The following is a 7053-nucleotide window of genomic DNA, read 5'->3' as shown; positions in this document are numbered from 1 at the left end:
AGTGGCACGATCAGCCCGGAGCTGCGGGCGACCTTGGAGCCGGTGCTGGCCAAACTGGCCGCCCCGGGGATGTGCAACGCCGCCGACGAGAAACCCTGCGTGTCCGGCACCGCCAGCCAGGACCAGATTGAGCACGATCACCGCAGCCGTGATCAACGCCAGCACGACGCGCTGCTGGCCGCCTTGCGCGCCGTGCTGGCATGTGGCGACCTCGGTCAGCTCAACGGCCTGCCGGTCACGGTGATCGTCTCGACCACCCTGGCCGAGCTGCAGGCTGCGACCGACCACGCACCTCACACCGATCAGCCGCGGCCCGAACCGGCACCGCCGGTAGGCGAGTCCCGTATCACCGGCAAGGCGTACACCGCAGGCGGCAGTCTGCTGCCCATGAGCGATCTGCTGCGCATGGCTTCGCACGCCTACCACTACCTGAGCATCTTCGACGGGAACGGACGGGCATTGTGGTTGGGCCGCGCCAAACGCCTCGCCTCGGCGGATCAGCGCATCGTGCTGCACAACCGCGATCGGGGCTGTACCCGGCCGGGATGCACCGTATCGGGATATCTGTCCCAGGCGCATCACCTACAGGATTGGTCGAACAACGGCCAGACCGACGTCGATGACCTGGCCCTGGTGTGCGCGCCGGATAACCGGATGGCCAGCGAACAGGGCTGGACCACCCGACTCGGCGAATCCGGCCGGGTCCAATGGATTCCCCCACCGAAACTTGACCACGGCCAACCCCGGGTCAATCCGTTCCACTTCATCGAAGCCGTCATCGACTACCACCGCCGCCCGCCGCCCGAGGAGCTGCCACCGCCCGACGCCGAGTGGCCGTGGCCCGACGACCCGGTTCGCGATGATCCATTGTTCGACGATCCATTGTTCGACGAGGCCGCCTACGAAGCGGTGGCCGTCGAGGGCCTCGCGCAACGACACATCTTCGAGGAAGACGACTGGGCGGAAGCCGGATGAGGACGGCGGCTAAGCCGATGCCGACGCCGCCGGCGGGTAGCGCAGCACCGCCGCGACGCCATCGGCCGGACGGATCGTGCCGCCCGCGGCCACCACGGCCGCGCCGACCGCGATCGCGCCCCACGGCAGCGCCTCATCGGCGCGAAGCGTATGTGCTGGCGCCGCACCGTATTCGGAGAGTACGTCGGCATCCGGCGCGGTAACGGTGAGGCCCGCGTCGGCCACCACCGTCGCATCGCCGATGTCGCCGATGATCAGCGTCTCCACCGCACCCTGGCTCAGCGCGGCGCATACCGCGGCGAGCCCTTCGACGGCCAGCCCGGACAGCCGGCCCGATTCGGCGGTGAAGCGCTGCACCGCCGCTTGGATGTCGGTGAGTTGCCGCCGCAGGCATTCGGCCTCGATCGCGTCCTGTATCTCACCGGCGTCGTGTCCCCGGGCGCCTACCGGAAGCTCCCGCGCCAGCGCCGTGATCCGCTTCGGCAAGGCCTCCAGCAATGCCGACCGAGACTGCACCTCGCCGACCAGGAAGACCGCGTCGTGGCCGGGCGGGTCGGCGAGTTCGGTAACCCGGGCGGCCACGGCACGGATGTTCTTGCGAGCGGCCTCCTCGACATGCGGTTGCGGATCCCCGTAGCCGGGGGTCTCCGCCCCGGCGGCCTTGTGGACCGGATAGCCGCCGCCGTCAACGGTTTCCGAGCGCAGTACACCGTCGGTGTGGACGGTGATGTCAGCGCCGGTCTGGTCGACTTCGGCCAACACGTAGTTCGGGTACTCGAAGCCGTGCTCGATGATCGGCAGCAGATAGGGGAGCCGGGACAGTCGAGCAGTACTCGCAGCGGGGGCCTGCAGATGCTCGTTGAGCACCACACCGTCGGCGCCGGCGATCACCGCGCGCCCAGTCTTGCCGACCGGCGGCCGCAGCTCCCGCACAGCGCGTTCGATCTCGCCGACCAACTGCTGGTCGGCGCCCTGCCGGGTGAGCTGCTCACCGACCTCACGCCAGGTGAGGTCGAGCTTGGTGGCCGCGTCCTCGGTGTCGTGCGAGTCCTCGAAGTACACCGAGACGAACGGGGCACGGGCGGTGAGCAATCCACGGAATCGTTCGGCATCCACGGCTATCCGGGTTGCCCGGTGACCGGCCCGGCAAACGTGGTCGCACTTTCGGGATGGTTGCCGAACCGGTTCGGGGGGTATGCAGACCGGACTGCAGTCGCTGATTGGAGGTCTCATGCCCAAGACGACGAAGAGCGGCGCCGCCAAGAAAGGCGAGTTGCCCAGCACGCTGCAACGATCCAGCGTGAAGGCGCAACGCACCTTCGCCAAAGCGCATGACGCGGCCGCCAAGGAGTACGGCAGCGAGCAGCGCGCGCACCGGGTCGCCTACGCGGCGCTCAAGCACAGTTTCGAGAAGGTCGGAGACCACTGGGAGCCCAAGAAGAAGCGCGGCCCGTCGGACAAGCGCGCCCAGGGCGGGGGCCCGAACAACTCGGGACCGTCCGCCGAGGGTGTCGACGCCAACGCCAGCAAGCAGCATCTGATGGACGTCGCGCGCCGGCTGGACATTCATGGCCGTTCGACGATGCGGAAATCCGAACTGGTCTCGGCGATCAAAAAGGAGAACCGCCGGGTCCGGGGCAAGTAGCCGCGGTCGGGACTCCGTTGATGACGGTGTAGGACGCCCGGATCAGCGGCTGGGCCACATTGCGCACCGGGACACCGCCGGCGGTGCGGCCGGCCTCGATGCCGGAGTGAGCGTGGCCGTGCACCGCCAGGTCGGCCCCGGCGTCGTCGATGGCCTCGGCGAGCAGACACGACCCCAGAAACGGATAGATCTCCGGCGGCTCACCCAGCAGGGTGTCGGCCACCGGGGAGTAGTGCAACAGCGCGATCCGGTAGTCGGCGCGCAGCGCACTCAGACCGTCAAGGCCATCGCGCAGCCGCGCCGCAGCCGTCGCGGTGGCGGCCACGAACGCCTTCATCTCCGGTTCGCCGAAGGCGGTCGCACACCTGCCGGCGAAACCGCCGCCGAAGCCTTTCACGCCGGCGATGCCCACCCGCCGGCCCGCAACCTCGACGGTGTGGGTCTCGCCTTCCAGGACGACGACCCCGGCGTCGCGCAACGCGACGGTGATCTGGTCCTGCTGATTCCGGTGATAGTCGTGGTTGCCCAGCACGCAGACCACCGGCACCGGGCACCCGGACAGTTCGTCGGCGACCACCCGGCCCTCGGCGGCGGTGCCGTGGCGGGTCAGGTCGCCGGCCACCAGCAGCATGTCGGCCCGATCGTCGATATCGTGCCAGCGCATAGTGCCGCGCGAGTCCTCGCCCAGGTGGATGTCGCCGACCGCGGCTACCCGGATCACCCGGTCACCTGCTCGACGGGTTCGCACAGCTGCACCACTTCGATGTCGTTGACCACCGCGCGCGGTTCGACGATGCCGCGAACCACCGCCTCGATCGTCGCGCGGCGTTGTGGGCCGTTGACCGACCCGGTCAAACACACGGTGTCGGAGCGTATTTCGATCCCGATGCCCAGCTCGCCGATCTCCGGGTCCTCGGCGAGCTGGCGTCGCACCACCGCCACCAGGTGATCCGGCTGCTCGGGTTCGGCGGTGTCATCGCCGTCGACGATGGACAGCCCGCACAACAACTGCCAGAACGCCTCGGCGAACGGTGAACCCCGCAACCGCAGCCGCAGCCGACCCCAATCCACCTGTTCGCGCAGGATGCGCGCCACGACGAGCAGCTCGGCGTAATCGCAGCGGTGGCAGTCCAGCACCGCGAGCTTCTGCACCATCAGATCGGTGGCGCTGATGACGCGCGCGGTCACCGAGCCGACCGGAAGCAGCGGGGCGCGCGCGATGGTCTCCGTGCTGACCGGGGTGCCGCCGAGCCGATGGATGAGATCGATGAGCACGTCGCCGTCGAACACCTTCAACAGCCAGTCCTCCGGCGGCTGGAACCGCGTCATTCCGGCTCGGGTGAGGGCTTCGGCGGCGCGTTCGGCGTCGGGCGGCTCCACCAGCAGATCGATGTCGTGCTGCGAGTGCGGACCGCCGCGGGCGTATACCGCCGCGCCACCGGCCAGCGCGAACGGCACATCGGCACGCTGCAGGGCGCCGACGGCCCGGATCAGCGTGGTCAGGAACGTAGCCTCATCCATGCCCGGGCCGCCCGTCGGCCAGGTCTGTGATCGGTGTCCGGTCCAGCTGTGCGAGCAGGTCCTCGGCGTTGTCGAAAACGCCCACGGCGCCTGCTTCTTCCAACTCGGCGCGGGACACGCCGCCGCTGAGCACACCGATACACCGCAGGCCGGCACGCACGCAGGCCTGCACGTCCCAGACCGCGTCGCCGACGAAAACCGCCCGCTCCGCCGTCGCGCCGATGCGATCCAGGGCGATCCCGATGATGTCCGGCTCCGGTTTGGCGACGTCGACGTCGGCAGAGGAGGTGACCGCGGCGACCAGGTCGTCACAGTCGAGCGCCTTGCGCAACACCGCCAGCTCGTCGTCGGGTGCCGAGGTGGCCAGCACCACCGGCAGGTCGAGGGCGGCGATGCGTTGCAGCAGCCGCCGGGCGCCCGGCAGCGGCGACAGCAGCGGCGCCGACTCCAGGTAGAAGCGCGAGTGCAGCTCTTTGAGCCGCCGCCGCACGTCTTCGGGCGCGTCATCGGACAGCAGTCGCACCAGCGCGGAACCATCCATTCCGATGGCGCGGTGGATGCGCCAGGACTCCACCTCGATGCGCTGCTCGGCGAACGCCCGCCGCCAGGCGTGCACATGCAGGTAGTTCGAATCGACCAGCGTGCCGTCGACGTCGAACAACACAGCCGATTGGGCCGTCACGGTCTTCCTCTCTCGTTTGCGGATGTCCCGGCTGGGATACCCACGCAGGGAATTCCCAATACGCCGACGAGAGGAACCGTGGTGGCTACCGACGACCCCAAGCAGCGACAGCTCGACGAGCACCGGTACGACCGGCAGTCCGGGCACCTGACCACCCAGCAGGGCCTGCGGGTCGACCACACCGACGACGCGCTGACGGCCGGGGAGCGCGGGCCCACGTTGCTGGAGGATTTCCACGCCCGGGAGAAGGTCATGCACTTCGACCACGAACGGATCCCCGAGCGGGTGGTGCACGCCCGCGGGTCGGGCGCCTACGGCTACTTCGAGCCCTACGACGATTCGCTCGCCGAGTACACCGCAGCGAAGTTCCTGACCACGCCCGGCACCAAGACCCCGGTGTTCGTGCGGTTCTCCACCGTGGCCGGCTTCCGCGGATCGGCCGACACCGTGCGCGACGTGCGCGGGTTCGCCACCAAGTTCTACACCGAGCAAGGCAACTACGACCTGGTGGGCAACAACTTCCCGGTGTTCTTCATCCAGGACGGCATCAAGTTCCCCGACTTCGTGCACGCGGTGAAGCCCGAACCGGACAACGAGATCCCGCAGGCGCAGTCCGCCCACGACACGCTGTGGGACTTCGTGTCGCTGCAGCCCGAGACGCTGCACGCCATCATGTGGCTGATGTCGGACCGATCCTTGCCGCGCAGCTACCGGATGATGCAGGGCTTCGGCGTGCACACCTTCCGCTTCGTCAACGCCAAGGGGCAGGGCACCTTCGTGAAGTTCCACTGGAAGCCCAAGCTCGGTGTGCATTCGCTGATCTGGGACGAATGCCAGAAGGTCGCCGGAAAAGACCCGGACTTCAACCGCCGGGACCTGTGGGACGCGATCGAGGCCGGCCAGTACCCGGAGTGGGAACTGGGGGTGCAATTGGTGCCTGAGAGCGACGAGTTCAATTTCGATTTCGACCTGCTGGACGCCACGAAAATCATTCCCGAGGAACAGGTTCCGGTGCGCCCGGTGGGCAAAATGGTGCTCAACCGCAACCCGGACAACTTCTTCGCCGAAACCGAGCAGGTGGCCTTCTGCACCGCCAACGTGGTGCCGGGGATCGATTTCACCAACGACCCGCTGCTGCAGTTCCGCAACTTCTCCTACTTGGACACCCAGTTGATCCGGCTCGGCGGGCCGAACTTCAACCATCTGCCGATCAACCGGCCGGTGGCGCCGGTGCACACCAACCAGCACGACGGCTACAGCCAACACGCCATCCCGGTCGGCAAATCCAGCTACTACAAGAACTCGCTGGGCGGCGGCTGCCCGGCACTATCCGGTTCGGGGGACGACGCCGAGGTGTACCGGCACTACACCCAGAAGGTGGACGGCGACAAGATCCGCAAACGGGCCGCGAGCTTCGAGAACCACTACAGCCAGGCGCGGATGTTCTATAAGAGCATGTCCGAGCCGGAGGCGAAGCACATCGTCGCCGCGTACGCGTTCGAACTGGGCAAATGCGAAACCATCGAGATCCGGCAGCGCGTCGTCGAGCAACTCAATCTCATTGACCACGACCTGGCGCGGCAGGTGGCCGAACAGCTGGGACTGCCGGCCCCCGACGAGCAACAACTCGACGCCGCAGCCGAGAAGGTCGGGACGTCGCCGGCGCTCTCGCAGCTGCACACCGCCACCCTGCCGCCGGAGGATCGGGGCACGCCAACCATCGAAAGCCGCAAGATCGCGGTGCTCGCCGCCGGCGGTGTCGATGTGACGGGTGTTCAAAGCTTCGTCGAGGCGATGCGCCGCCGCGGCGCCGTCGCCGAAGTGCTGGCGCCGACCGCCGGCGGTGAACTCGCCGGCGGCTCAGGTGGGAAGCTGGCTGTCGACCGGGCGATCACGACCATGGCCTCGGTGCTCTACGACGCGGTGGTGGTGCCGTGCGGTCCCGATGCGATGCGCACGCTGTCCGCCGACGGTTACGCCATGCACTTCATCACCGAGGCCTACAAACACCTCAAGCCCATCGGTGCGTTCGGAGCCGGTGTCGAGCTGTTGCCCAAGGCGGGGATCGCCGAGCGGCTGGCCGAGGACACCGGCGTCACCGTGTCGACCGGCGTAGTCACCACCACGGCGGCCGCCGGCGATCTGGGTGAGGAGTTCTTCGACGCCTTCGCCGCGGAGCTGGCCAAGCACCGCGCCTGGGACCGGACGGCCGACGCGGTGCCCGCGTAGG

The 7053-nt window shown here is 68.3% G+C and carries 7 protein-coding genes; 3 read left to right on the top strand and 4 right to left on the bottom strand.

Translation table 11 applies throughout. The annotated features are described in order from the left end of the window. On the top strand, positions 1 to 975 hold a 975-nt coding region (locus AWC24_RS11875; protein ID WP_133055720.1), incomplete at its 5' end, for an HNH endonuclease signature motif containing protein. Positions 976 to 984: 9 nt separating this feature from the next. Here AWC24_RS11875 and AWC24_RS11870 read toward each other — a convergent pair. After that, positions 985 to 2091, bottom strand: coding sequence for an Rv2629 family ribosome hibernation factor (locus AWC24_RS11870; protein WP_085085140.1), 1107 nt, complete (start codon positions 2089 to 2091; stop codon positions 985 to 987). Positions 2092 to 2206: 115 nt separating this feature from the next. Here AWC24_RS11870 and AWC24_RS11865 point away from each other — a divergent pair, with 115 nt between their 5' ends. Next, a complete protein-coding gene (locus AWC24_RS11865) occupies positions 2207 to 2620 on the top strand; it encodes a ChaB family protein (RefSeq protein ID WP_085085171.1) in 414 nt (137 codons plus the stop codon). Here AWC24_RS11865 and AWC24_RS11860 read toward each other — a convergent pair. Genes AWC24_RS11860 through AWC24_RS11850 form a run of 3 tightly spaced genes read right to left on the bottom strand, consistent with a single transcriptional unit; the run spans position 2586 to position 4823 of the window. Continuing rightward, complete coding sequence (locus AWC24_RS11860) at positions 2586 to 3341, bottom strand: metallophosphoesterase family protein (RefSeq protein ID WP_085085138.1); 756 nt, start codon at positions 3339 to 3341, stop codon at positions 2586 to 2588. The genes AWC24_RS11865 and AWC24_RS11860 overlap by 35 nt on opposite strands. Then, a complete protein-coding gene (locus AWC24_RS11855) occupies positions 3338 to 4141 on the bottom strand; it encodes a nucleotidyltransferase (protein ID WP_085085136.1) in 804 nt (267 codons plus the stop codon). Before AWC24_RS11855 ends, AWC24_RS11860 begins: the two co-directional genes overlap by 4 nt. Continuing rightward, the gene (locus AWC24_RS11850; RefSeq protein WP_085085134.1) at positions 4134 to 4823 is read right to left on the bottom strand and encodes an HAD family hydrolase; all 690 of its coding nucleotides are present in this window, start codon (positions 4821 to 4823) and stop codon (positions 4134 to 4136) included. The genes AWC24_RS11855 and AWC24_RS11850 overlap by 8 nt, the downstream gene beginning before the upstream one ends. A gap of 78 nt (positions 4824 to 4901) precedes the next feature. On the opposite strand from AWC24_RS11850, the gene AWC24_RS11845 reads away from it, so the two are divergent. Beyond that, complete coding sequence (locus AWC24_RS11845; RefSeq protein WP_174813592.1) at positions 4902 to 7052, top strand: catalase; 2151 nt, start codon at positions 4902 to 4904, stop codon at positions 7050 to 7052. The last annotated feature ends 1 nt before the right edge of the window (position 7053 follow it).

Origin of the sequence: Mycolicibacter senuensis, assembly GCF_002101885.1 — a bacterium.
In the GTDB taxonomy this organism is placed as follows: domain Bacteria; phylum Actinomycetota; class Actinomycetes; order Mycobacteriales; family Mycobacteriaceae; genus Mycobacterium; species Mycobacterium senuense.
The sequence above is the reverse complement of the archived record's forward strand: the minus strand, read 5'-3'. Positions and strand labels throughout refer to the sequence as shown.